General features: G+C 50.6%; 17 protein-coding genes. 6 read left to right on the forward strand and 11 right to left on the reverse strand.

The features are described 5' to 3' along the window. Window position 1 precedes the first annotated feature (1 nt). The 4 genes from PsAD26_RS20810 to PsAD26_RS20825 form a co-directional block, all read right to left on the reverse strand. Complete coding sequence (locus PsAD26_RS20810; RefSeq protein WP_063311943.1) at window positions 2–1,471, reverse strand: adenylate/guanylate cyclase domain-containing protein; 1,470 nt, start codon at window positions 1,469–1,471, stop codon at window positions 2–4. 86 nt (window positions 1,472–1,557) lie between these two features. After that, window positions 1,558–2,379 carry an MBL fold metallo-hydrolase gene (locus PsAD26_RS20815; protein ID WP_063311944.1) on the reverse strand — a complete coding sequence of 274 codons (822 nt, stop codon included), beginning with the start codon at window positions 2,377–2,379 and terminating at the stop codon, window positions 1,558–1,560. A 13-nt stretch (window positions 2,380–2,392) separates the two neighbouring features. Then, window positions 2,393–2,833, reverse strand: coding sequence for a cyclic nucleotide-binding domain-containing protein (locus PsAD26_RS20820; protein WP_193758324.1), 441 nt, complete (start codon window positions 2,831–2,833; stop codon window positions 2,393–2,395). A gap of 100 nt (window positions 2,834–2,933) precedes the next feature. Next, window positions 2,934–5,525: an ABC transporter ATP-binding protein/permease gene (locus tag PsAD26_RS20825; protein WP_063311945.1), complete on the reverse strand. Its 2,592-nt coding sequence runs from the start codon at window positions 5,523–5,525 to the stop codon at window positions 2,934–2,936. A 253-nt stretch (window positions 5,526–5,778) separates the two neighbouring features. On the opposite strand from PsAD26_RS20825, the gene PsAD26_RS20830 reads away from it, so the two are divergent. From PsAD26_RS20830 to PsAD26_RS20850, 5 genes are read left to right on the forward strand one after another with little or no spacing between them, the layout of a single operon-like run. After that, a complete protein-coding gene (locus tag PsAD26_RS20830; protein ID WP_063312026.1) occupies window positions 5,779–7,020 on the forward strand; it encodes a glycosyltransferase in 1,242 nt (413 codons plus the stop codon). A 2-nt stretch (window positions 7,021–7,022) separates the two neighbouring features. Beyond that, window positions 7,023–8,261: a glycosyltransferase family 4 protein gene (locus PsAD26_RS20835; RefSeq protein ID WP_063311946.1), complete on the forward strand. Its 1,239-nt coding sequence runs from the start codon at window positions 7,023–7,025 to the stop codon at window positions 8,259–8,261. Then, window positions 8,261–9,391, forward strand: coding sequence for a glycosyltransferase family 4 protein (locus tag PsAD26_RS20840; protein WP_063311947.1), 1,131 nt, complete (start codon window positions 8,261–8,263; stop codon window positions 9,389–9,391). Before PsAD26_RS20835 ends, PsAD26_RS20840 begins: the two co-directional genes overlap by 1 nt. Continuing rightward, window positions 9,391–10,590: a glycosyltransferase gene (locus PsAD26_RS20845; protein WP_063312027.1), complete on the forward strand. Its 1,200-nt coding sequence runs from the start codon at window positions 9,391–9,393 to the stop codon at window positions 10,588–10,590. The genes PsAD26_RS20840 and PsAD26_RS20845 overlap by 1 nt, the downstream gene beginning before the upstream one ends. Continuing rightward, entirely contained in the window at window positions 10,520–11,431 is a 912-nt protein-coding gene (locus tag PsAD26_RS20850; protein WP_208985785.1) for a polysaccharide deacetylase family protein, read from the forward strand. Before PsAD26_RS20845 ends, PsAD26_RS20850 begins: the two co-directional genes overlap by 71 nt. On the opposite strand, the gene PsAD26_RS20855 is transcribed toward PsAD26_RS20850, so the two are convergent. The 7 genes from PsAD26_RS20855 to PsAD26_RS20885 all read right to left on the reverse strand — a co-directional run bounded on the left by PsAD26_RS20855 (window position 11,415) and on the right by PsAD26_RS20885 (window position 21,430). Then, window positions 11,415–11,999 carry a class I SAM-dependent methyltransferase gene (locus PsAD26_RS20855; RefSeq protein WP_063311948.1) on the reverse strand — a complete coding sequence of 195 codons (585 nt, stop codon included), beginning with the start codon at window positions 11,997–11,999 and terminating at the stop codon, window positions 11,415–11,417. The two genes, PsAD26_RS20850 and PsAD26_RS20855, sit on opposite strands and share 17 nt — an antisense overlap. 17 nt (window positions 12,000–12,016) lie before the next feature. Then, window positions 12,017–13,189, reverse strand: coding sequence for an ABC transporter permease (locus PsAD26_RS20860; protein ID WP_063311949.1), 1,173 nt, complete (start codon window positions 13,187–13,189; stop codon window positions 12,017–12,019). Continuing rightward, window positions 13,186–14,214, reverse strand: coding sequence for an ABC transporter permease (locus PsAD26_RS20865; protein WP_063311950.1), 1,029 nt, complete (start codon window positions 14,212–14,214; stop codon window positions 13,186–13,188). The genes PsAD26_RS20860 and PsAD26_RS20865 overlap by 4 nt, the downstream gene beginning before the upstream one ends. A 126-nt stretch (window positions 14,215–14,340) precedes the next feature. Beyond that, entirely contained in the window at window positions 14,341–16,257 is a 1,917-nt protein-coding gene (locus PsAD26_RS20870; protein ID WP_063311951.1) for an ABC transporter substrate-binding protein, read from the reverse strand. Continuing rightward, window positions 16,254–18,155, reverse strand: a complete 1,902-nt coding sequence (locus PsAD26_RS20875) for an ABC transporter ATP-binding protein (RefSeq protein WP_063311952.1) — start codon at window positions 18,153–18,155, stop codon at window positions 16,254–16,256. Before PsAD26_RS20875 ends, PsAD26_RS20870 begins: the two co-directional genes overlap by 4 nt. A gap of 140 nt (window positions 18,156–18,295) precedes the next feature. Next, a complete protein-coding gene (locus PsAD26_RS20880; RefSeq protein WP_208985786.1) occupies window positions 18,296–20,083 on the reverse strand; it encodes an adenylate/guanylate cyclase domain-containing protein in 1,788 nt (595 codons plus the stop codon). 171 nt (window positions 20,084–20,254) lie between these two features. Then, window positions 20,255–21,430 carry a CaiB/BaiF CoA-transferase family protein gene (locus PsAD26_RS20885; RefSeq protein WP_063311954.1) on the reverse strand — a complete coding sequence of 392 codons (1,176 nt, stop codon included), beginning with the start codon at window positions 21,428–21,430 and terminating at the stop codon, window positions 20,255–20,257. Between the two features lie 270 nt (window positions 21,431–21,700). On the opposite strand from PsAD26_RS20885, the gene pepN reads away from it, so the two are divergent. After that, window positions 21,701–24,337 carry an aminopeptidase N gene (gene pepN / locus PsAD26_RS20890; protein WP_063311955.1) on the forward strand — a complete coding sequence of 879 codons (2,637 nt, stop codon included), beginning with the start codon at window positions 21,701–21,703 and terminating at the stop codon, window positions 24,335–24,337. The last annotated feature ends 144 nt before the right edge of the window (window positions 24,338–24,481 follow it).

Consider the following 24,481-nt stretch of genomic DNA (forward strand, 5'->3'; position numbering starts at 1 on the left):
CTCACGCCAAAGCCACAAGGTCTACTTTTCCATTGATTCCCGCAACACACTCGGACTTTAAATCTATCATGTTTCCCTTATACCCTTGTCGTAGAGCCATGGAATAACTTGCGCCATCTGTCAGGAACCGTGTGCCCTGGACCTTGTTGGCGGCTTCCAGCTTTGCAGCGCGGTTGACAGCATCACCGATCACGGTGAACTCCAACCGGTCCCGTACACCAACAACTCCGACACTGACCGGACCTGCTGCGACCCCTACACCAACTTCAAATTTCATGGGCCAGCCTGCAGCTTCCAGATCGGCGCGCTCTTCCTCCAGAATGTGAGTCAGTTCGACACCTGCTCGCAACGCGTCAGCTGCATACGTTTCGCTGTCTGATACAGCGCCGAAGGTTGCAAGAATTCCATCACCAAGGAACTTATCAATCTTGCCTCCCTCTCCCAAAATCACCTTTGCAGCTTTCTTTTGGTAGAGGCTCAGAACACGCATGGTGGTTTCTGGCGGCAGTTTGGCGGCAGTTTTTGTAAAGGACCGGATGTCTACAAGAAGGATGGCAACATCCCGGATTTCACCGGTTCCAGCCATAAGCCTGCTTTCAGATTCCACAATGGAATTTGCAACTTCCGGCGTGAAAAAGCGGCTCAAGTCTTTTACTGCATTCTTTTGGCGAATGGCTGAGAAGAAGGTCCGGCGGGCTCTGAAGATAGAAAGGGCAAGAAGCGCTGTCACTGACAGGATGATTATCAACTTATCCAGCTCTGCCCCGATGAGAACCGCCTCGCCGGTCAGATACTCGATGTAGTTTCGAGTGATGAGTGTTGAGCCACCTTGATAGGTCAGAGCATAGAACACCAACCCTAACCAACCTAGGGCTCCGAAAACGCCAGTGAGGATCACGTATCTTGGATCAAAGCGGAGGGCTCTCAGAGCGATGAACAGGAACAGGTACATCAAGGTCGGGGCCTTGAGGTAAAAAGTGGGATGCTGGGCATACTGAATGTGGAAGGAGAAAATCAATCCGACCAGAAGCGCCACGTCTGCCATAATAGACAGGACCAGATACCAGACCGGCAGGGTGGTTCTGAAAGAGACGTAAATACGAATAAGCGTAAAGACGAGATAACAGGAAAAGGCGATGGGAACGAAGTTGAAGCCCATTGTGCCTTCGGCCCTCGGAGCAAGGGCATAGAGAACAGCGAAGAAGATGATAACGCCGAGCTGGACAATGCCGATCAGACGTTCGGAGGCCGCTTCCTGACGCGCTACTTCACTACGCACACGTAAAGGCAAGTCTCCTTCCGGAGCTTTTGGCCCTAAAACACCGCGCTTCAGCTGCTGGTAGAAGTTAGGTTCAGCTTTTTTCTGGTAAGAGATGCCATGGAACTTTTCGCTCAAGTCCACATCCGGCTTTTTCTCAGATCCACGTTTTTTTGAAGGATCGGAATTTTCTGGACCACTTCCAACTGCCACACTTGTCTCCCGTCACACCATTCAACAGGTGTTGCTGGTTTGCTCGCAGTTTCATCCGATCTGTTGCGAGCGACGGGTGAATGAACTTAAGGTTTGAACACCATCCCTTCAGAGGCCACGATTGCTCGTGGATGCATCTGCTGGGCAGCCAAACCTATCTCGTCCAATTCATCATCCGTGCGACGCGGATCGTGATGAAAAATCACGGGCGTTTTCACGTTGGCGCGCTGGCATATTCCGACCACATGCTCCCATGTGGAATGTCCCCAACCCTTATACTTAGGGTATTCGGCACAGGTGTACATCCCATCCTGGATCACAACATCTGCATCACGGATAAACTCTAGGACAGCTGCATCGTGAGATGCGCTCCCCATTTCGTGATCTGTGATGATGCACATGGACTTACCATTGAACTCCATCCGGTAGCCACAGGCACCGCCAGGATGGTTTAGCGCAACAGTTTTGATTATCAGCCCATTGTCTTTCTTCAGGGTGTCCCCTGCCTTGAAACTTTTAAAGGAAACAGCACTTAGCGTGTTCGCCCCTACCGGGAAAATGGGGGGTGACATGATCCGACAGATGATGTCCTTCAAATCACACGGGTCATTAAAATGGCCGGCCATGGCATTAATACGGAAGCTTGGGTCATAGGCAGGTTCGAAGAAAGGAAGACCGCAGATATGATCCAGATGCGTGTGGGTGAAGAGCAGGTCGATATCTCGGTTTTTGCCCTTCATCATTTCGCTGCCAAGGTTTCGAGCACCAGAGCCACAATCAACCATCAACAGAACATCCCCCGCCCGAACTTCGAAGCAGGTTGTTTCTCCGCCATATCTAAGAGTTTCGGGACCAGCTGCAGCTGTTGAACCGCGAACACCCCAAATTTTAAGCGAAAACTCGTTCAAGTAATCCGGCCTTTCAAGTGGACGCAGGGCGTGCCTGCGCAAGTTCTCTGGTCGTTTTTTCCAATCGCAACGCCAATACACGCATAATCTCGAGTGAAACTTTCGGAAACTCTGCGATGAGCTTCAAAAAATCGTCTTTTGATATTGCCAAAATGTGAGTTGTCCCCACTGACCGTAAGGTCGCTGTTCTTGGGACATCACACAGGATCGCAATTTCGCCAATGATGGCATATTGACCGACCCGTGCAACCTCATTTTCATCAACAAACACAGCAACTTCACCGGAAAGGACAACAAATGCACTGTCACCATCATCTCCCTGATGGCACAAATGCTCTCCATCCTGAAACTCCATGCGATCACTGATGAACGCAAGAAGACGCAGTTTGCTTGGTTCCACCCCCTGAAAGAGAGGGACTCGGCTTAAAGCTTGGACTTCTGCATCAATAGTCACATTTCACTCCCAATAACTTGATGAGCATAGCTGAAGTTCTCCCAGCAAACTGTGTTACAGCTCACATCATCTCGCCTTTGTTTCACCATAGTTCCCAAGACTATCTTTCGATAACCCTCCCATTTTCTAGGTGAACCGTCGTAGAAAACTCCTCAGCAACGCTTTCATTACTTACTCCAAACATGAGGATTTTATCAGACATGAGCTTCCTGAGGTCTTCGCGAAGGGTCTTATCCGTTTCGCTCACGCTGTTTGCAGTCTCATCCAGAACGTAGATGTGCGCATTTTTCAACAAAGCACGAACCAAACAGATCAACCTGCGCTGATGGGAGGATAACTTCGCCCCAGCAACGCCCACCTGATAGTCAAAGGCAGCACGGCGGATTGGGCCGATCAGGTCTCGCTCTCGCACGAGTTCTTGCAGGACTTGTTGTATTTTCTGACGGGCATCTCGTCGGTCCAACCTTGCATGACCGAAGACCAGATTGTCCTCAATGCTCAGCGTGGTGAGATAGGTGTCAGGATCAAAGAACTCGAACCGCTCATTGTCTCTACCCACTGTTTCCATGAATTTTGCTCGCGCTGCGACGACCTTATCGCGCATATCATCATCCAGAACACCAAGACGGTGTTTGGCAGGGATGAGTTTGAGTGCCAATGCAATCAAACGAGCCCGGTCTACATCTTTGAGCCGTTTACGCCGCTGTTCGCCTTTTTGTTCATTCACTATGCGGGCGAATTCCGGCAGGTCCTCACGGCTAATGAAGGAGTACCTGTTCAACAACTCACTGTCTGCGCTCACATCAGCAAACAGTTCGACCATGGTCTTCGCAATTTGCAGTCCGATGTCCGTCAGGAGAACATCAAAGCCGGTCTCTTTTAGAAAAGCTGAAATCTGCGGGTCATTCGGGACATGCTCAATGGTCATGAAGTGTTCCTTGGGGCTGGCAAAGAACAGGTTCTGCGCCAAATTGGCGGACATGTTGAATTTTTCGGGGTCCCAAAACTCGACGAGGTTCTGGAGTTTCACATCATTCTGGATTTTCTCACGCAAAGCTTTGCGCGCCTCAACCAATTTGGGCATGAGGCCGCCATTGAGTTCTTCTGTCTCGCTTGGGTTTATAACGGTCTCGACACCCAGAAGATAAAGATCACGCGAGAAACCAGCGAGTTTACAAAGCTCGAGGGCCTTGTCTTCCAACTCCTGCATGGAACCGGCATCGGCCAACTCGTAATCTTCCCAACGCGCTTTCAAATCAAAATATGGGTTTAGCGTCATTGCAGCTTCTTTCAACTGGCGCTGCCGCTTTCTCAAATCACTGCCTTCGTACTCGACCTTTTCCTGAGGTCGGTGACGCAACCCATAGAACAGATTATCGCGAATTGTCCCAGTCCAGACATGCAAGTGTCCGCCAACATAAGCGATCTGCCGGCCTAGCGTGGACTCCGACATGTTCTCAAAACTGGTTTGGTTGACGCTGACCGACCCTGACGTGGGGCTCAGCAATCCAGCTGCCATCTGCAATAGTTCAGCACGCCCAGAACCGTCCACACCAGATATGGCTAGTGGTTTACCCGGTTCAACCTTAAGTGAAACGCCATGTACTTCCTGCCCAGTCCCTACTCCTGAAAGCCCGAGTTTGTCTAATGTGAGAGGGCCTTTGAGTACCAGAGATTCATCATCAAGCAGGCGTTGTTTGTCGTAAAGATCAGGTGGATCGAAGTTCTCAACCACCGTCTGGTATTTGACTGAAACATCCGCCGTCATCTGGTAGTAGGCCAACAGCTCTTTCCATGGACCTGCCAGATCCTTATAAGCTGCGATCACCGCGATCAGCGCACCGATGCTGAGCTGTCCTTTGATGACCAGATAGCCACCGATAAAATAGAAGAAAAACGGGGTTAGTTGGTTCATGAAGTTATTGACGAACTTGATGAAATACTTGCGATTGTAGATATCGAAACGGATGCGGAAGTTTCGATAGAGCCGGTCTGAAAGGTCTGCGGAGTGCCACGCCGAGGTGTCGTTGCTATGAATCTCGGAGATACCGGAGATGCTCTCTCCAACCTTATCAGCGATCACGCGCACATTCTTCACACGCTGGCGAGACAGGCGAACCACTTTCTGCTGAAGCTTGGGAATGATGTATCCCTGCACCGGGTAAAGGGAGATAGCGGCCAGCCCAAGCAGCGGGTCCTGCATGAAAATAAAGCCGACCTGAACGACTAGCATGCCGCCCTGATAGGCAGGCAAAGCGAAGGCCTCGCCAACAAAACCACCAACATCCTCGACCTCGGCGGTAATCATTGGTATGATCTCGCCGGAGCTGACCTTCTTAAAGTGAGGCAGGCGGAAGCGAAGTACGCGCTGAAACAGCTCAAACCGCAACTGGCGTAGCATCCTCTCACCCAGTCTACCCTTGTAGACATTGAGGTAGAGTTTGATGCAGTTGCTAACAACAACAAGAACCAAAAACAAAATACACAGCACCGCCAGATACTGAATCTGCCCGAGTTGCACTCCGAAAAGTTCTACTGGGAAATTGCTACCCTGAATTGCTTCATTGGTAATTGTCTTAGGTAGATCCAGCAGGATGTAACTCACCGGATAGGACAATATGGTGACTAGAAGAATCGCCACTTGATAGCGGGATGAGTTCTTCCAGATGAATTGGAAAAGCGATTTTTCCATGTCCACTCCGATTAAGCTCAGATCAGGCTAACCCAAACTAAGGCGATGCGATTTACGCTCTAACTGACGCAAGGGAACTTTACGCTTCAAGATCTTAAAAAACGGCATAAACCCGCCAGATCCCTTGGATTTATGGGGGTACTACTTTGGCGTTTAAACGCGACAAAGCAGGTTTGACCGTTGATTGGTGGCCCTCCTCCACCAAACTGATCTGATGCTGAGGTTTATGCGCAGCAGATGGAATAAGAAGCGCATGACGGTAATGACGCCAAAAATTCTGATTTATAGCCATGACACCTTTGGATTGGGCCATCTGCGGCGGTGCCGCACAATCGCACAATCTTTGGTTGGCTCCTTCCCGGAAATGTCCGTCCTCATCCTTTCAGGATCTCCCATCATTGGTAGTTTTGAGTTTCGTTCTCGGGTCGACTTTGTCCGTATTCCGGGCGTGATCAAACTACGCAGCGGCGAATACACTTCGCTGTCGTTACAGCTTGATATCAACGAGACGATCGCCATCCGGTCGTCCATCATTGAGCACACAGCCAAGGTGTTTAAGCCTGACATCTTCATCGTCGATAAGGAGCCACTTGGGCTGCGCGGCGAAGTTTTGCCTTCGCTTCAATACCTCAAGGGGCAAAAAACGCGGCTGGTTTTGGGTCTTCGCGATGTGATGGATGACCCGCACGTTCTGAAGGAGGAGTGGCTTCGCAAACGCGCCTACCCTGCCCTTAATGATCTTTATGATGAGATCTGGGTTTACGGCCCTTCAGTGATGAACAATCCATTGGATGGGCTTGGCTTTGACCAGTCTGTTATTGAAAAGACGCTCTTTACCGGTTACCTGCGCCGGTCAATGCCAAGTTCAGCTCAGGATTTCACAGCGCCCTTTGACGGAGCCCCTTATGTATTGGTGACCCCGGGTGGCGGCGGCGACGGTGTTGAGCTTGTCGATTGGGTCATACGGGCCTATGAAGCACGTTTGCGCCCCTTATTCCCAGCTCTCATTGTCCTTGGACCCTTCATGAGCAAGGCAGATGTGGAAGCGTTTTCAACGCGTGCATCTCATTTACGGGATGTTGAGATTCTGCGATTTACCCCCGAAATTGAACCTTACATGGCCAATGCAACTGCAGTGATCGGCATGGGGGGATACAACACGTTCTGCGAGATCCTCTCCTTTGATAATCCAGCCCTCCTGGTTCCACGTGTGGTGCCACGCAGAGAGCAGGCTATTCGAGCAGAGCAAGCCCAGCGACTGGGCCTTGCGCAGATGCTTCCGATTGACTCATACCCAAGTGTTGAGCTGATGGTGAAAGCACTGGCGAACCTTCCGTTTATCGCACCACCATCTCACGCACATTCAGAAAACTATCTGGGCGGATTGGATATTATCAATCTGCGAACTGCCGAGATTCTTGGCATGCGTGAGCAGCAGCTATCACAACGTCTTGGTTCACGTGGCGATGTCAAACTCACATATAATGCGGGGTAACGATGGAAGCTGGACGCATTGCTGTGGTTGTTAAAGGGTATCCCCGTCTTTCCGAGACCTTTATTGCCCAAGAGATTTATGGCCTACAGGAGCGTGGGATAGGTCAGCTCATTGTTGCGCTGCGTCACCCTTATGATCCCTATGTGCATGACGTCCACGAAAAGATCACTTCCGATGTGCTTTACCTCACCGAGTATCTCAAGGATGATCCTCCTCGTGTCCAGAAAGCTATGGCATGGGCGAAAAAACAATCGACATATGCATCCGCCAGAGCATGCTTTGAGAACGATCTGAAACACAAGAAAAATGCTGAACGCTTCCGCCGATGGGGGCAAGCTTGTGTGATGGCTCATGAGTTGCCAGAGGATGTGATCTGGATACACACGCACTACCTCCACAGCCCTTGCACTGTTGCACGCTATGCAGCTTTGCTTTCTGATCGTCGCTGGTCGTTTTCCGCCCATGCCAAAGACATATGGACCACGGAGCGATGGGAGCTTGAGACAAAACTTACTGATGCTGCCTGGGGAGTAACCTGTACCAAAGCAAACCTTGTTTATCTGCGTTCACTTTGCAAGGAACCTGACAAAATCAGTCTTGTTTATCATGGTCTCGTTTTTTGCGGATTTCCTGAGGCCCCCCGTCCTGCCACGTTACGGGATGGAACAGAAGCAGATAGCGTTCGGATTATCTCCGTCGGGCGACTGGTAGACAAGAAGGGTTATGACAACTTGCTGCGCGCTTTCAGCAACCTCCCAAAGGACCTGAACTGGCACTTCACCCACATTGGTGGAGGTGATCTGTCATGTTCACTCAAGGACCTTGGTGTGCAACTTGGTTTGGATGACCGTATATCGTGGCTGGGAGCCCAACCGAGGAAGCTGGTGTTGGAGGAGATGGGAAACGCCGATATTTTCGCCCTTGCCTGCCGTGTCTCAAAGTCAGGTGACCGGGACGGTCTACCGAACGTGGTGATGGAAGCACAAGCTATGGCATTGCCATGTGTTTCAACAAAGGTATCTGCTCTTCCTGAGATCATTGAAAGTAACGAAACTGGCCTGCTTTGCCCTGCTGAAGACATCTCAGCCTTATCAGAGGCACTGCAGCTTCTGATCACACACCCTTCTGAGCGAGAGCGCATTGGAACCAATGCATTTGAAAGCGTTCATCGCCGGTTCAGTGCCTCGCCCGGTTTGGATTTTCTGGAGGAGAAGTTCTCGAGAAGTTTGGAGCCCTGCTGATGAAAGTCGCCTTTACAGCGCCCATGAAGCCTATTGACCACCCTGTGCCTTCGGGAGACCGAACCATGGGGCGATTGATCGTACGAGCATTGCATTTGGCGGGGCATGAGGTTGAGATTGCCTCCACTTTTCGCAGCTGGCGCGCTGAAGGTGGTGAGGACGTGACACGCGACGTGAAAGAGCTTGCGCTTGCAGAGGCGAAAGCAATCGCCGAGCGCTGGATTGAACACAGTGAAGTGCCCGATGTATTTCTCACGTATCATCTCTACCACAAGGCACCTGATTGGATTGGGCCCTATCTCTGCGCCAAGTTCAACATTCCTTATGTGGTCGTGGAAGCCAGCCGTGCGCCTAAACGACAGGCAGGCAATTGGGCTCTTGGGTTCAATGCAGCTGATGCAGCTCTTGCTCAGGCCAGCCAAGTCGTCGCCCTGACGAAATCTGATGCTCAATGCTTGAAGGAAGTCTTGAATGAAGACGTTCTCACGGTTTTGCCTCCGTTTTTGGAGACGGCAAAATTTGAAGTCAGTCACAGTGTCACCAAGGGCTCGGCTGATGGAAAGATCCGACTGCTTTGCGCAGGCATGATGCGTGAAGGAGACAAGCAGTTTTCGTACATGGTGCTAGCTGCTGCTCTCAAGCAAATTGCTGATCTGCCATGGCGACTGACCATTGCCGGAGACGGACCGGCACGAGGCGAGATTGAACCACTGTTTGATCGGGAACGCACCGAGTTTGTCGGGCTTATTCCCTGGCAGGAAATGCCGCGTCTCTATAGGTCTCACGACATTTTTGTTTGGCCTGCCATTCGTGAAGCCTTTGGCTTTGTGTTTCTGGAGGCCCAGTCCTGCGGTCTACCGGTGGTTGGCGGGCGGGTGTTTGGTGTGCCTGATATCGTGGAGGAAGGCACCAGTGGATTGCTTTCAGATGAAGGCGACGCCTCTGCTTTGGCTCAGAACCTGATGTCTCTCATAAAAAACACACACAAGCGCGAGAATATGGGTCTTGCAGCCATAGAGAACATTCACAAAAACCATAGTCTTGAAGCTGGAGCAAGAGGGCTGGACAGGGTGCTCAATACTGCTCTTGAACATCACCAGTTTAAGCGGAGAGTTCACGGAGGCCGATGATGAAAGCCTTCATCCATGTTCAGCATTTGCTTGGCTCGGGCCATATCGTTCGGGCTGTGGCGCTCGCCAAGGCGCTGGTTCGTCAAGGCATTGCAGTGACACTGGCAACTGGGAACCGTATTCCTGACACGCTTAATTGCGATGGCCTTTCTGTTGTCCGGTTACCTGCTGTACGTGCTGCCAGCGCGAAGTTTGATGTTTTGCTGGACGAACATAATACCCCGATTGATGAAGCTTGGTGGGAAAAGCGCATCACAGCTACGCTTTCTGCTTTTTCCTCTGAGCATTTTGACCTGCTGATCACGGAAACCTACCCGTTTGGGCGCAGGATGTTTGCAGCTGAGATGACGCGTCTTCTTGAGTGCGCTGGTAGCAAACTCACCCCACCGTGGGTCGTTTGCTCCGTGCGTGATATTCTGGTGCGCAAGGACGAGCTTTGGAAAGAAGAATGGATGGCCTCACAAGCCTCTGCCTTTTATGATCGGATCCTTGTCCATTCAGACCCGCAGCTCATTACGTTTGACGAGAGTTTTCCTTTCTCAAACAAGGTGAACTCACATATCCGCTACACGGGTTACATCAGTGATGACCGTACAACATCTGCAACGTCAACTGACGGGGTGGACGAAATTATCGTTTCTTGTGGAGGTGGGGCTGTCGGCTCTGCTTTGTTGCGGGCCGCGCTTTCTGCTCCCAACCATATGTCGCCCAACATCAGTCATCGGTGGCGCGTGCTCGTTGGACAGGATGTTCCCGACGCTGAATTCCGCCAGCTTTCCAAACACTCCTCATCACAGCTCATTATAGAGCGAGCTCGCAAAGACTTCCCCGCGCTTCTGAAGAACGCCAAACTTTCTATTTCTCAAGCTGGTTACAACACGGTTGTCGATATTCTACGCGCAGGCATTCCATCCGTTCTTGTTCCTTTTGCGCAAGAAGCTGAGACCGAACAGACACAACGCGCACTCAGCCTTATGAAACATCATCGAGCCGTCGCCGTTCCCGAAAAAGTGCTTAGTGCTAATACGCTTGCACAAGCAGCACGAAAAGCACTCTCCCTTCCCGCCCCAGATTTACATGTGGCACTCAATGGGGCGGAGATTTCAGCTCAAGTGCTGGCCGCAGATCTTGGCATGGAAACGCCGATGGATCACGCGCTCGGAATTATCTGGGAAAGGAACGTTTCTCGTGATCTCTAGTTCTGCCCCCGTCATTGAGTCCGTTCCAGGGACAGGATATTTTGCCGGCAACGACCAAGAGGCATTTGAACAGCAGCTCAGCCAGCACCTCAATTGGTTCGAAGAGCGCGGCCTTACAGTGAAGTTCTGGTGGCGGGACGATGACGCTGTTTCGCCAACACCTGCACTTGAAGAGCTACTTGCGTTCTCTGGCCAGTTCGGCATTCCGCTTTCGCTTGCCGTTATTCCAAAATTTGCGACAGAAGCACTCGCCCAGCGTCTTGTCACGACGCAAGAGGTTCATATCGTTCATCATGGTTGGCAACACAAGAATTATCAGATGAAATCGCACGGCGAGAAGGCCAGTGAGTTTGGGTGGCGACGAACATCAAAAGAGATGGCAAAAGAATTAGCAGAAGGTCGGGCGATCCTACAAAATTTATTTGGAAAGCACTTTGTGCCTTTATTTGTGCCTCCGTGGAACCGGATTGCACCGCCCGCAGTGCAACTTCTCAGGCAACAGGGAGACTACGGATTATCCGCATTCACCTGGATCAATCATTTTCGCCTTCCACGTCTCCAAAGCCATATCGACATCATTAAATGGAAGAAAAACAAGCGCTTTATCGGTTGGGATGCAGCTCGTAGACGGCTAGACCTGCAGCTTTGCCGACGGCGAACCAATACAAGTGAGCCGATTGGATTACTGACACATCACCTTGACCATGGTGAAGGATGCTCTGAATTTTTGGAGGTATTTTTCAAACTCACCTCTGCTCACCCTGCAGTTAAGTGGCTTAGTTCTCAAGACCTTCTGGATGAAGCAAAACGCGATTTTACTTTGGCTACCGGACAGGTCTGACAAGCCGGAGTTTCCAACCGACATTCTTTGAATATGACTTCAGCTCCAGATCATCGAGTACCTTCCAGTGGTCAGATTTGTCTGTTTCACCCCAAACCTTCTGGATAGATCTGTTTGCTCCCGATTTTTCTCGTGCAGGTGTGTACATGGAAATTGCGATAACGCCATCGTCATCAAGAAATTTTGCGTAACGGTTGAGCTGTAGCTCTGGTTCCTCGCAGAAATAGAGCACTTCATTGAAGACAATTGCTGAAAATTTATCCGCCGTTTTAACGTGGAAACTCTCAAGGTCAGACTGCACAAGCTGCACACATTCCTCTGCCACATTAGCGTTGCCTAGAGCAATTTCTGAGAGGTCTACACCACAGTATCGTTGCAGGCCTGATGACTTGAGATAGTGATACAGAATTGCTTCACCACAGCCGACATCAAGTACTGCCCGCGTTGTTTCAGTCTGCCCTAGCCACGCGGAGAGGATTCCGTAGCGAGCAGCCTCTTTGATATCATTCAGAAAATGCCAACGACCTGCCTCGTACTGGCGATCCCAATCATCTGAGAGATCTTCCATTATCTATGAAACTCCAGCTACTTGTAAGGATCAGCTGCATCGCGCAACCCGTCGCCCATGAAGTTGAAGGCAAGCACGACAATGATGATCGGAATAACCGGCGCCATCAACCACGGATAAATGGTAACGACAGAAATATTCTGAGCTTCATTGAGAAGAACGCCCCATGAGACAGCAGGCCTCCTCAGTCCAAGATTCAAGAAAGAAAGTGCCGTTTCACCAAGTATCATCGCTGGCACGGAAAGCGTTGCGGAAGCGACCAGATGGCTTGTAAAGCCGGGAAGCAGATGTTTGACAATAATACGACTTGGGCTGGCACCCATAAGCGCCGCGGCCTTGGCATATTCTTCTTCTCGCAGCGAGAGCAATTTTGATCTGACAGCACGCGCTAAGCCCGGCCAGTCCAGCAGACCCAGAATGACGGTCAGGCCAAAGTAAATCCAGACCGGCGACCATGTTATCGGCAAAGCTGCAGACAGAGCCATCCAGAGCGGGAGTTCTGGCAGCGAGCGCATAATTTCTATAACGCGTTGAATTGAGCTATCGATCCACCCTCCGAAGAAGCCAGCAAGTCCGCCCAGCAAGACGCCAAGCACCATGGATATGCTTACTCCAACGAGGCCAATTGTAAGAGACAGCCGTGCTCCATAGACAAGCCCAGAGTACTGATCTCGCCCCAATCTGTCCGTTCCTGCGATGAAAAGCGTGCCGTCTTTCGCGGGGCAAATGACGTGAAAGCTCGCGGGAAACAGCCCCCAGAACTTGTAGGGTTCTCCTTTACAGAAGAACCGAATTTTTTGGACTTTTGTAGTATCTGTCTCGTAGACCCACTTCAGATTTTCCAGATCAACTGAAGGATTTAGGCCATACACAAAGGGTCCTACCAGTTTGCCTTCATGGAACAGGTGAATGGCTTGTGGTGGGGCAAAGAGGAAGTCTACGTTTCGTTTTGCCACCGGATACGGTGCAATGATTTCTGCGAAGGGCACGCACAGGTAGAAGAAGAAGAGGACGATCGCGGAGAGAACTGCCAGTTTGTGTTTGCGGAATTTCCACCAGATGATCTTCCATTGAGGAGCCTGATAATATCTCTCCTGCTCTCGGGTTAGTATCTCAACATCTTTAGGATCAAAGCCCTTAGGGTTGACGTAGTGCTCTGCTTTGTCCTCTCCACGTTTACCCGGGCTCATTGTCTCGCCCCTTCTTTTCCAAGGCGAATTCGTGGATCCAGATACCCAAGCAAGACATCAGAGACCAACATGCCAATCAATGTGAGGATCGAGACGAAGAGGAGAATAAACCCTGCAAGGAACTGGTCCTGCGATTGAAGCGCTCCAAGAAGGACGGGACCGACAGTGGGCAGGTTGAGAACGACAGAAACAATAACCGAACCTGACACAAGCGAAGGAATAAGGTTGCCGATATCTGCGATGAATGGGTTGAGGGCGACACGAAGGGGATACTTGACGAGGAGTTTGCTTTCTCGCATTCCTTTGGAACGAGCAGTGGTGACGTATTGCTTGTAGATTTCGTCCAATAGATTGGCGCGTAGTCGACGGATCATCGCAGCAGTGCCAGATGTTCCGATGACGATCACCGGAACAATCAAATGCGCCACAATAGACAGAACTTTGCCACCACTCATGGGCTCGCCAATGTAGTGCTCCTCCATGATGCCGCCTACCGTCAGTCCGAACCAACTGTTCGCCAGGTACATTAAAACCAATGCCAAGAGGAAGTTCGGGGTTGCGAGGCCAAGATACCCAATAAGCGTAAAGGTGTAATCTCCGACCGAATACTGGTGCGTTGCGGAGTAAATGCCGATGGGAAAGGCAACGCAGTAAATAAAGAGGATTGTGGCAAGATTGAGTGCAACTGTGAGTGGTAAGGTTGGGCCAACTACTTCTCCGACCGGCTGATCATACTCAAAAGACCATCCCCAATTGCCCTGAATTAATCCATCAAACCCATTGGGTCCGGGCCATAGACCTACCCATATGCCGTAGCGCTCTACAAACGGGCGGTCGAGAGCAAACTCTTTGCGCAAAAATTCCAATCTGCCAATGGAAGCACTTTCTCCGGTAGAGCGGAGCATGGAGATCTGGTTGGAGATGTAATCCCCTTCTGGCAATTCGATGATGAAAAAAATCAGGAAACTGATGGCAGCAAGCGTTGGCATCATCACCAACAGTCGCCGCAGGATGTAATTGAGCACCCGCTTCCCTTTCTTTTCTCACACCACTCGTGGGAGAAGTCTAAAGGAGCTCTCTTGGCTTTCTCTGAGAAAATCTAATCAGGTTTGAGAAGCCCTATTAGTCCGCGCTTAAGGCAAGTTAGAAAATCAACGAGACAGATCATCTTCATCAGGCAAGAGCTCTTCAAAGAAGAAGAGATCCATGCGGTGAATGCCGAACTGTGCTCCGGGATCCCAGCCATAAATGCCCATTTCAGGTACATTCAATAGCCCCATAACAACGACTGGATGACGGACGGCGTTGACCAGACCGATATGGATTGTCTCATCCGCATGTATCTGCAGGATCTGCTCCCAGATCATATCTCGTTCTTCAAAACTACTGCTCACCAGCCATTGGTCGAAGAGCTCCACCAAGCGAATCGCAGGGGGCCAGTCAGGTTTCACACCTGCGTGGCCGTCACTTTCATAATAATTGCCCCAGGGAGCCCATGAGAGAAAATCTTCACGCGTGGGAGCATAGTCTATCGGCGGCATATCTGCTGTTGGCACGCCATTTTCAAAACCGGACCAAACCGACATCATTAAAGCGCCAGAAAGTGCGCGGGCCCGGATCGTGTCGCGTTGGCTTGGGCGGATGAAGGCGGAGACGCCGATCTCTTTCCATGTTTCTGCAACAAGTTCCAGTGCATCATCTTGTTCAGCACTTTCGCCCGTGGTTTCGATGATAAGTTGCAGCGGGCGCCCGTCTTCCAACAAGCGAACGCCGTCCCCTCGCCTGTCTGTCAGTCCGATATCATCCAGCAACTGGTTGGCAAGATCTGGATTAAACTCCGCCCAGGCCGTTTGAAAATCTGGCTGATACAGCGGAGAAATATTGAGAACAGTGTCGTTGCCCGCTTGGCCTAAACCAAAATAGAGCACTTTGTTTATGAGTTCGCGATCAATGCCCAATGAAAGCGCGTGGCGAAATCTACGATCTTGCATGAGTTTACGCCATGCCGGGTCTTTAACGCTGAGATTAGGCAGGATCGAAATCTCAGAGCCTTTTGAGTTGAGCCAAAGGCGCGTGTCGTAATCCTGTGTTTGCTCACCGCGTTTAAGCACGGAAATGTCAGAGAACCCTAGTCCACGCGCTTGCAGATCACTCTCGCCTGCCAGCGTTTTTGCTGGGATAAGTTTTCCATCCACCACATCCATAATGATGCGGTCGATGTAAGGAAGTTGCTGGCCTGCACTATCCACCCGGTGAAAAAACGGATTTCGTTCCATGACTGCCCTGCGATCACCCGAAGTGTTTCGTGGCACCCATGGCTGTAATGTAGGGATATGCGGATTGGAGGCTCCGTACATGTCATCCATGCGGTTGAATAAAGGTGCCCATCCGCGCACTTTCTCAATACGGGCAATCTGGCGGATAAACTCCGGGTTTCCGTATTCTTCATGGAACTGCTTCATATAGGCAGCTGGCCGGTAAATGAACGGCGGGCGCGCTTTTGCAAGTTCCTGTAAGAACAAAGGGTTTGGCTCATGCCACTCAAAGCGAACTGTGGTCTCATCGACAACTGAGAACTCGGGGCCTTCTCCATCCACCAACATGAACCCCGGCAGACCGATAGGGTTAAGTTCCTCATTTAAGGCAACATCTTCAAACCAAAACCTAAAATCTTCTGCATTGAAGGAGCTGCCGTCAGACCATTTATGGCCTTCACGCAGATTTAGAGTGAAGACCTTGTCGTAGTGATTATCTACACTTTCTAAGATGTCTGGATTTAGCTCGAGATTTTCATTGTACCCGACCAGCCGTGCATAACCCCACACATTGATCAGGCGAACGTCTTTAGGCCGTGAGATAAGCGTATGCAGCGCACCGCCCTGCACGCCGATTACACGACCAATATCATCGGGGTATGTCACCAGAGGTTCTTTGGGCACACGATCCACCACGGATGGCAGGCCCGGTGGAATCCCCGGAGTTTCCTTGAGGATCAGAGCCGCCGAGACAGTGGGTACTGCTAGGCTGATAAACATGACCGCGGGGGTAAGGAGGCTAAGTCTTGTCATATATGGCTGCCTCCCAAACCAACAATATCACGCATGCTCTCCATACCCGGAGCACACACCCAATGGTCTGTTTCTATTTCAACCAAATATGGAACGGTCGTGTATCGCATCCGGTAGGGTGACGGCCATTGTATCGGGTCTGAGCTTGCCGTTCCTGCCAGCGAAGAGAAATCCAGTTTGTGATCCAAAGAGGGTTCCGGCACCGCTTTGAGGAGAGCACGCGTATAGGGGTGAATGGGATTGTCTATGATCTGCCGCGTCGGTCCGACTTCAACAACCTTGCCTTTGCACATGACTGCAACACGGTCGGAAATGTAGTCAACCACTGCAAGGTTGTGGCTGACGAAAACATAAGTGAGGCCCAACTCATCTTTGAGGTCTTTGAGCAGATTCAGGATTTGTGCCTGTACAGACACATCCAGCGCTGATGTTGGCTCATCACAAATCAAGAACTCCGGATTGAGCGCCAGGGCTCTCGCGATCCCAATACGTTGCCTTTGGCCTCCGGAGAAGGAATGCGGGTAACGACGCAGATACCTTGGCGACAGGCCAACGAGGTCAATTAATTCACGGATGCGTGCGCCTTGACTGAGGCTATCACCCATGCGGTGTATGACCAGCGGTTCCTGCAGAATCTCGTTGAGTGTTCGGCGTGGGTTTAACGAAGAGAACGGATCCTGAAATATAATCTGGGCCCGTTTTCGGTATTGGAAGAGCTCTTTTTCTGAAAAGCCCTGAATATCGCGTGGCCCATCATCCGTGGTGTAAGAGATTTTACCTCGTGTCAGAGGAAAGGCACGCAACATAGCAAGGGATGCAGTGGTCTTACCGGACCCAGACTCTCCAACAATGCCAAGGCATTCCCCCCTGCGGACCGTCAAAGAAACATTGTCGAGTGCCGTTGTCATGCCTCTGCGTTTTTTGCCACGCAGGTTCTTGAATGTGAAATTCTTACAAACTCCATCAAGCTCTATGAGTGACGTTCCACGAAACGCATGTGTCTTACCAACCGGCTGTGGTTGCAAATCAGAGTGATGAGTGCGTGGTTTGATTGGCCTGATTGGGACGAGGCGTTCATCGGGTTCCATGGAAAGCGATGGAACCGCATTGAGCAGAGCTTTCAGATAAGGATGTTGCGGGGTCTGGAAAAGATCCTCAACACTGCCTTTTTCCATAACTTCACCGTTGTAGACCACGACAACTTCATCAGCCATGTTTGTGACCACACCAAAGTCATGCGTGATCATGAGCAGTGTCATGTTCAGTTCAGCTTGCACTTCCTTAATCAGCTTCAGAATTTCGGCCTGAATGGTGACATCCAGCGCAGTTGTCGGTTCATCTGCGATAAGAAGTGTGGGCCGGCAGATCATCGCCATTGCGATGAGTGCACGTTGCCGTAAGCCACCAGAGAGCTCAAATGGATAAGCACGGATTGCTCGCTCAGGCTCAGGAAAATGAACCAAACGCAGCATATCCTTGGTCAGTTCCTGCGCTTCTTTAGATCCAACAAAGCGGTGGAGTTTTGCCGCTTCGCTGATCTGATCGCCGATGGTGTGCAGCGGTGATAGCGAGACCATGGGCTCTTGAAAGATCATCGCAATCTGATCACCACGAATAGCACGCATGGCAGGACCAGCTGGGGGCAGCTTTGCAATATCTATTTGCTCACCGTTTTTACGATTGTCCCGGAACAGGATTTGCCCGGCAGTGATACGAGATTTTGCAGGAAGTATACCCATCACTGCTCTGGAGATCACGGTCTTACCAGACCCTGATTCACCTACCAAAGCGACGCACTTGTTTTCCGGGACACTAAAAGACACATCGCGGACAACTTGGTGATGCCCTTCATCTCCATGAAACTCTACCGACAACCCTTTGACGTCAAGCAGGTTCACGTGCGTCCCTTCCTCACTGATCTGTTGCTAGCGCACGCGAGAAAACCTTTCGCGGCTTCCACACTAGAACAGGGCTTTCTTTCAATGAGGTTGGGTTACGCGGGACACTTAAATTAAACTAGAAGACAATGCCGGGATTCTTAGTCGTCGCATATGGTCGAGTTGAGCTGCCAAACCTCGACCTTACCCTTCCGGCCACGAATATCATGGCTCCCACGATGGGTTACATTATCTGGTCGGCCCGCTTTCTCGACAGTTTCACCACTCAACACCACACATGCTCCTTTAACGGAGGAGATGGTGCCGCCAAGGCCTTGCAGGCGACTGCACACATTCACGGCATCGCCAACAATGGTGTAATTCCAACGCTCTACGGCCCCCACATTGCCAACAATTACTGGACCTGTGTGAATGGCAATCCGAACGTTCAGTGCATTCTCAGGCGCGGCTTCATTAGCCTGCTGGATAGCTCTGACCATATCTTCTGCAGCGGAGATCGCACGTCGGGCATGGTCTTCCATCTCATTTGGAGCACCCCAGAAAGCGAGCATCCCATCACCGACAAATTTATCGACTGTACCCTGATGAGCTTCGACAGCAGATACCAGCAATTTGAAGTGGTCATTAAGCAGACCAGCGACTTCACCTGCGCTTCTATGTTCAGAGATCGACGTGAAGCCTTCGATGTCCGTAAACAGGATTGTCAGTTCAGCTTCTTTCGCTTTGGCCGCCCGGTCGATGCCCATAGCCATCAATTTAGAATAGAGCGACTTCGGGATATACCTACTCATCGCCTGCAAGCCACTGGTGCTGGCATTCATTGCGGACGTGATCTGATCCACTTCACGAATATGACTGCGCGGCAACGGTTCGAGATGTTCAAACTCTAAAGCACCGAATTTTTGAGCGCGTGCAGCGATGCCTTTCAACGGGGATGACAAACGCCGCGCAAAGAAGATCGCGACAAGTGCGGACAGGAACACAACAGCTACGCCTGCAAAGACCGAATTGATCAGGCGGGTGAATTCATCATAGCGCGAGTTTGCCAGCTGGTATTCCCCGACGTAGTAGACTTCGCCATCCGGTGAAACAAGCTTTTGTGAGACAAGAACATACATGTCCTCACCGTCATAAATCAGATGTAGTTCCACGCCTCGTTTGCGCGCACGCTGGCTAAAAGGCTGAGCTTTACTCCCCTCGAACTTAGCAAGAACGGGATCCCCAAACTCTTCAACATGAGCCAGGAGATTGTGTTGCTGTAGCTCATTAGTTGGTGAGGAGTATGCGAGCACTCGATTTTTGTCGGTCAGGATAAATCGAGTGACATCCTCTTCGCCAATTTCATTTCCAAGACCATCCTCATTCGAAGAGGCGAGGACCGAGCCAACTCCCTTCATCGTGATGATTGCGGAAACGTAGCCGATCGTCTCTCCATCGAACTCAATTGCGCTCGTGGCCGTCGCAAAAGGATCTTCACCAGATGCATAAAAATCCCCCCAGAATGGGTCTTCGTCGGTTTGCGCATCAATGCTTTGCATTTTGGAGAATTCAAACAGATCTTGTTCTGGGTGGAATGAGACCAGATCTTGCCGATTTTCGGCGTGACGTAAGCCCCAGACAGTTCCGTTGGGCAATGACAACACCAAGCCTTCGACACTTTTTACGCCGAACAAAACACCGCGAAATGTCTGGCGAGCACGAAAGATCGCATTTTGCGCTGTTGGCTGTTCTTCCGCATAAACTTTGATTGCGTGTACCGAGGAGAATGCCGGGGTCATGTAGGCACCTAAGGCGTTGTTGATTGCCTCGGTGGACATAATCGAAGCTTTTTCAATAAGGCTCCGGGTATTCTTCAGGTTGGTATGAACCGACATGTACAGCACAATACCGCCGCACAACGTCACTACGGTCACAAAGGTCAAACTCACCAGCCATGTCAGTGATAGCTTGTAATAGCATCGCCGTATACCGATTGCTTTACGTCTGATCCTATTCCAAAGCTTCAAACCGTGACCCACCTGTGTGAGGAATGCCAGCCCGTTAAACCACTCCCCGGACCGAGGGTCAAACTGCCTTCCTGCACATGGTGTCGCTAGTCTTTATTCTACTGCTTCTTTGCCCAATTCTCTCAATATCTCATTTCTATGTTCATCGAGAGCTGGCGCACCCTTCTCTAGTTTCAGCTTAGAATTAGTAAATTGAATTGGCGTGCGCACATAGGTTTGCTCGCCTTGATCCTTAGAGGTTGTTGGCAAGTTGACCTTCATTTGCCGATGTTCAATTTGAGGATCCTGTAAAACATCGCCAACTGTATTGATCGGACCTGCCGGAACGCCACGTTCTTCCATTTTTGACAGGAGTTCATCTCGGTTGAAGTTCAGAACCAGTGCCTGAAGCTTTTCTGTTAATTCTTCACGGTGCTTCACCCGAGATGGGTTGGTGGCATAACGTTCGTCCTCAGATAGTTCTTCCTGCTCGAGAATCTTGCAGAAGTTCACAAACTGGGTGTCGTTGCCAACTGCCACAATGAGATGACCGTCATTCACTTCGAAGACCTGATATGGAACAATGTTTGGATGAGCATTCCCCATACGGCTGGGGACATTGCCGCTGCTCAGATAATTCATCGCTTGATTGGCCAAAACACCGACCTGAGCATCCAGCAAAGCCATGTCGATCCATTCACCTTCACCGGTCAGATCACGACGGCGCAGAGCTGCCTGAATACCGATGACGCCGTAAAGACCCGTGAAGATATCGGCGAATGCAACACCTACTTTTTGTGGCTCGCCGCCTTTAGAGCCAGTCAGGTCCATAATTCCACCCATGCCCTGAATCATGAAATCGTACCCTGCACGGTGGGCATACGGACCATCCTGACCAAACCCAGTCACAGAACAATAGATCAGCTTTGGATTGATCTTCTTGAGACTGTCATAGTCGAGGCCGAACTTGGCCAATCCGCCAACCTTGAAGTTTTCGATCAGCACGTCACTTTGGCGTACCAGATCATAAATCAGCTCAAGGTCTTCCCGCTTTGAAAAGTCGGCTGCAATGGATCGCTTACCACGGTTACAAGCGTGGAAGTAGGCCGCACTTTTGCTGCCACCTTCCTCCTCAATAAACGGAGGGCCCCAGGTTCGGGTATCGTCACCGCGCGGGCTTTCTACCTTGATGACATCCGCCCCCAAATCTGCGAGGGTTTGTCCAATCCATGGGCCTGCCAGAATACGCGCCAGTTCCAATACTTTTATGTTTTCCAGGGGAGCCGTCACGGAAGCAACCTCAGCTTTTTTGTATAGATCTGTTTCAAGAGCCCAGTGCTACCTGTTTTTTCGGGATAGTGCTTACGAGGATCTGTCATGATCTCCTTCCAGTCCTTCCCTTGCTTGATAATTTGATTTTTGGGTGCAAAAGTGATGAGGTTTTCATTCCCTGCATTTGACCGGAACCGTTTTCAACGGTACCGCCGATCTATATAAAAATTTGGAAGCGCTGCGCCAAGAGGCGATAAAGCTGCTTCAACACCTCTTGGGAGAACCGGTATGCGCTCTGAGACAGCTCAGCTCATCAAACTGCAAGACTACAAAGAAACACCCTACGTCATTAAGAATGTTTCTCTGGTCTTCAAGCTTCAACCGGAAGCAACCGAGGTGATCTCCACCCTAACCCTCTCCAAACGCGAAGGCACCGAAGCAGGAACTGCTCTTGAGCTTGATGGGGATGATCTCACACTTACTTCCGTCGCAATCGATGGTGCGGCTTTGGCGGAGAGTGACTATGAAGCCACCCCAGAGAAGTTGGTGGTTCATGCACCACCTGCTGATCGCTTCCAGTTGGAAGTTGTCACCAAGGTGAACCCAACCACAAATACCAAGCTGGAGGGGCTTTACCTTTCTCAGGGCATCTACTGCACTCAGTGTGAGGCAGAGGGTTTCCGCCGGATCACTTATTACTATGACCGCCCGGATGTGCTTTCCGTATTCACCACACGTATTGAAGCTGACAAAGCATCTAGTCCGATCTTGCTGGGTAATGGTAACCCACAGGACACAGGTGACATTGAAGGCACTGACCGTCATTTTGCAGTATGGCATGACCCGCACCCGAAGCCAGCTTATTTGTTTGCGCTCGTTGCTGGCGACCTTGCCTGCATTTCAGAGAAGTACACCACAGCTTCCGGTACACCAGTCGATCTGAACATCTTTGTCGAAAAGGGCAATGAGGAACGCGCAGACTGGTCCATGGACAGCTTGATCCGGTCCATGCGTTGGGACGAGAAGGTGTTTGGCCGCGAGTACGATTTGGATGTGTTCAACATTGTTGCTGTTTCTGCGTTTAACATGGGCGCGATGGAGAACAAGGGCCTCAACATCTTCAACGACAAATACATTCTGGCAGATAGCGACACAGCTACGGACTCAGATTACGAAGGTATTGAGACCGTTGTTGCCCACGAATACTTCCACAACTGGACTGGCAACCGCATCACATGCCGCGAATGGTTCCAGCTCTGCCTGAAGGAAGGCCTCACAGTATTCCGCGATCAAGAGTTCTCTTCTGATGAGCGTTCCCGCCCGGTGAAGCGCATTGCAGATGTGATCCGCTTGAAGTCCCGCCAGTTTCCTGAGGATCAGGGGCCTCTTTCACATCCAGTCCGCCCAACAGAATACAAAGAGATCAACAACTTCTATACAGCGACTGTCTATGACAAAGGCGCTGAACTTGTTCGTATGATCAAGACTATTCTTGGTGCGGATAACTTCAGAAAAGGGATGGACCTTTATTTCGAGCGACATGACGGAGATGCCTCAACCATTGAGGACTTCATCAAATGCTTTGAAGATGCCACCCAGATCGATTTATCTCATTTCAGCCTGTGGTACCACCAGTCCGGTACACCAGTCGTGAAAGCAAAGGGCTCTTACGATGAGGCCGCAAAGACTTTCACTTTGGATCTTGAGCAGATTAATGCTCCAACACCTGGACAAGACCAAAAGAAACCATTCTTCATTCCTATTCGCTTTGGCCTGGTTGGCCCGAATGGGGACGATCTCGCCTATTCCAGTGCCGAAGGCGCTCAAGTCGATGGCGACTTGCTGTGCCTAAGCGACAACAAACAAACCGTTGTCTTCCATGGTATTGCCAGTAGACCAGTTCCTTCCCTGCTGCGCGAGTTCTCTGCTCCAGTTAAATTGGAAACAGGCTTGCCCCGTGAAGATCAGATCTTCCTGATGCGCCACGACATCGACCCGTTCAATCGCTGGCAGGCTGCTCAGACGTTGATGACTGAGCTGCTTATTGAGCTGACCAATGGTTCAGAGCCGACAGGCAAGGACGCCTTTATTGAAGCGCTCGGTCACATGGCAGCGGATGAGAACCTTGATCATGCATTCCGTGGTTTTGGCCTGATGTTGCCTAGCGAGCAGGCAATCGCGCTTGAAATCGGCAAAGATGTCGACACAGATGCGATCGGCAATGCACGTGATGCGTTTTCCAAAGAGATCGGCGTTGCACTCTATGATACTTTCAAACGTATCTATGATGCATTGGAGATGCCTGCAACGTTTAACCCGGATGCTCTATCTGCTGGGAAGCGTGCACTGAAGCTGCGTTGTTTGACTTACATAGCAGCAAGTGCAGGTGAAGGCAGCGCTGCTCTGGCTAAAGCGCATTTTGACGCTGCTGATAATATGACTGACCGGATCAGCGCCCTGAACTGTCTGGTTAAGTTCGAGCTGGCAGGAGCACAAGAAGCGATGGCTTCCTTTGAGGAACGCCACAACGGTACTGCTCTTGCCATGGATAAATGGCTGGGTGTTACAGCTAGCGCACCAAGCAAAGACACCATTGGCGCCCTACGTACTCTTACAGAACACTCTGCATTTTCTTGGGATAATCCAAACCGTATCTATGCGCTTATTGGTGGCTTCCTGGGTGGCAATACAAGAGGTTTCCATGCAGCTGATGGCTCAGGATATGATTATCTTGCTGAAATCACGTTGCAATTGGACAAGACTAACCCTCAGGTTGCTTCCAGAATGGTCAAAAGCTTTGGCACCTGGAAGAATATGAATGCAGAACGCAGAGTAAAGGCAGAAGCCGCTTTAAAGCGAATTCTTGAAGCTGACCAGCAACTCTCTACTGACGTCAAAGAAATAGTTGAACTATGCCTAAACTAAGACAGTCTACTTTGCATCCTACGAAGTCTCTGAGAGTCCTATGAAAATTAACGGCAGCAAAAAGTGCTGCCGTTAACCATTTTTTTGTGTCGAGACTCTGGACAAGTTGATTCGGATAGATTCAAATGAATGTGATTCGGGTGA

The sequence above is a fragment of the Pseudovibrio sp. Ad26 genome (assembly GCF_001623285.1).
GTDB classification, from domain to species: domain Bacteria; phylum Pseudomonadota; class Alphaproteobacteria; order Rhizobiales; family Stappiaceae; genus Pseudovibrio; species Pseudovibrio ascidiaceicola.

Excerpts from the sequence above, each read along its gene's own strand:
- PsAD26_RS20840 (WP_063311947.1), top strand. The coding sequence starts at position 8,261 with ATGAAAGTCGCCTTTACAGCGCCCATGAAGCCTATTGACCACCCTGTG.
- PsAD26_RS20830 (WP_063312026.1), top strand. The coding sequence starts at position 5,779 with ATGACGGTAATGACGCCAAAAATTCTGATTTATAGCCATGACACCTTT.
- pepN (WP_063311955.1), top strand. The coding sequence starts at position 21,701 with ATGCGCTCTGAGACAGCTCAGCTCATCAAACTGCAAGACTACAAAGAA.
- PsAD26_RS20870 (WP_063311951.1), bottom strand. The coding sequence starts at position 16,257 with ATGACAAGACTTAGCCTCCTTACCCCCGCGGTCATGTTTATCAGCCTA.
- PsAD26_RS20825 (WP_063311945.1), bottom strand. The coding sequence starts at position 5,525 with ATGGAAAAATCGCTTTTCCAATTCATCTGGAAGAACTCATCCCGCTAT.
- PsAD26_RS20835 (WP_063311946.1), top strand. The coding sequence starts at position 7,023 with ATGGAAGCTGGACGCATTGCTGTGGTTGTTAAAGGGTATCCCCGTCTT.
- PsAD26_RS20860 (WP_063311949.1), bottom strand. The coding sequence starts at position 13,189 with ATGAGCCCGGGTAAACGTGGAGAGGACAAAGCAGAGCACTACGTCAAC.
- PsAD26_RS20845 (WP_063312027.1), top strand. The coding sequence starts at position 9,391 with ATGAAAGCCTTCATCCATGTTCAGCATTTGCTTGGCTCGGGCCATATC.
- PsAD26_RS20855 (WP_063311948.1), bottom strand. The coding sequence starts at position 11,999 with ATGGAAGATCTCTCAGATGATTGGGATCGCCAGTACGAGGCAGGTCGT.